The sequence below is a fragment of the Brevibacterium sp. ZH18 genome (genome assembly GCF_022748595.1).
In the GTDB taxonomy this organism is placed as follows: domain Bacteria; phylum Actinomycetota; class Actinomycetes; order Actinomycetales; family Brevibacteriaceae; genus Brevibacterium.
The window spans coordinates 1-1,719 of record NZ_JALDSX010000095.1; the positions used below are offsets into that span (position 1 = coordinate 1).

Genomic DNA, 1,719 nt, shown 5'->3' on the forward strand with positions numbered 1-1,719 from the left:
CATGCAAATGGTGGTGTGAGTGTGTAAGAGCGCATGGTGGATGCCTTGGCATCAGGAGCCGATGAAGGACGTGGAAATCTGCGATAAGCCTCGGGGAGCCGATAAACGGGCTGTGATCCGAGGATGTCCGAATGGGGAAACCCCGCCACATGAGAGTGTGGTGACCCGCATCTGAATATATAGGGTGTGTGGGGGGAACGCGGGGAAGTGAAACATCTCAGTACCCGTAGGAAGAGAAAATAAAATATGATTCCGGGAGTAGTGGCGAGCGAAACTGGAAGAGCCTAAACCTGGTCAGTGTAAGTGTGCTGATGTTGCTGGCTGGGTGTTGTGGGGTATACGTGATCTGGTCCAGCATGGCCGGGACGTTGATGTGTGCTGCGTGTAGTCGAAGCTGGTGGGAAACAGTACCGGAGTGGGTGAGAGTCCCGTAGACGAAATGTGTGGCCCCGACGTTGTGTATGCCCCGAGTAGCACGGTACTCGTGGAATGTCGTGTGAATCTGCCAGGACCACCTGGTAAGGCTAAATACTTCCTGATGACCGATAGCGGAATAGTACCGTGAGGGAATGGTGAAAAGTACCCCGGGAGGGGAGTGAAATAGTACCTGAAACCATGTGCTTACAATCCGTCAGAGCCTCCTTGTTGGGGTGATGGCGTGCCTTTTGAAGAATGAGCCTGCGAGTTAGCGGTGCGTGGCGAGGTTAACCCTTGAGGGGTAGTCGTAGCGAAAGCGAGTCCGAATAGGGCGTATGAGTCGCGTGTCCTAGACCCGAAGCGGAGTGATCTAGCCATGGGCAGGGTGAAGCAGCAGTAAGATGTTGTGGAGGCCCGCACCCACTTCAGTTGAAAATGGAGGGGATGACCTGTGGTTAGGGGTGAAAGGCCAATCAAACTCTGTGATAGCTGGTTCTCCCCGAAATGCATTTAGGTGCAGCGTTGCGTGGTTCTTGCCGGAGGTAGAGCTACTGGATGGCTGATGGGCCCCACCGGGTTACTGACGTCAACTAAACTCCGAATGCCGGTAAGGTTCAGCGTGGCAGTGAGACAGTGGGGGATAAGCTTCATTGTCGAGAGGGAAACAGCCCAGACCATCAACTAAGGCCCCTAAGCGTGTGCTAAGTGGGAAAGGATGTTCAGTTGCGAAGACAACCAGGAGGTTGGCTTAGAAGCAGCCATCCTTGAAAGAGTGCGTAATAGCTCACTGGTCAAGTGATTGAGCGCCGATAATGTAGCGGGGCTAAGTACACCGCCGAAGTTGTGGCAGCATCCCGGGTAGCCGTAATGGTGGGGTGTTGGGTAGGGGAGCGTCGTGCTGGCAGTGAAGTCGCCGTGTGAACGAGTGGTGGAGCCGGTACGAGTGAGAATGCAGGCATGAGTAGCGAAAGACGGGTGAGAAACCCGTCCACCGGATGACCAAGGGTTCCAGGGCTAGGCTAATCCGCCCTGGGTAAGTCGGGACCTAAGGCGAGGCCGACAGGCGTAGTCGATGGACAACCAGTTGATATTCTGGTACCGACACACAACCGACAATACTAAAACACGTGAGACTAACCTCTGGGTTCTTCCGTGATGCCTTCGGGTGTCTGGTTGAAGTTCCTGGTGGGACCTGAGTGTGGAGTCGGTAAGCGTGAGGTGTGACGCAGAAAGGTAGCCAGGCCACGCGATGGTAGTCGTGGTCTAAGGTCGTAGCACGTGGGGGTAGGCAAATCCGTCCCC

1 rRNA gene is annotated in these 1,719 nt (G+C 55.0%); it reads left to right on the forward strand.

Annotated features, from left to right (window positions below):
• Positions 1-13 precede the first annotated feature (13 nt).
• Positions 14-1,719, forward strand: a 23S ribosomal RNA gene (locus tag MPN20_RS17050); the annotation flags it as partial.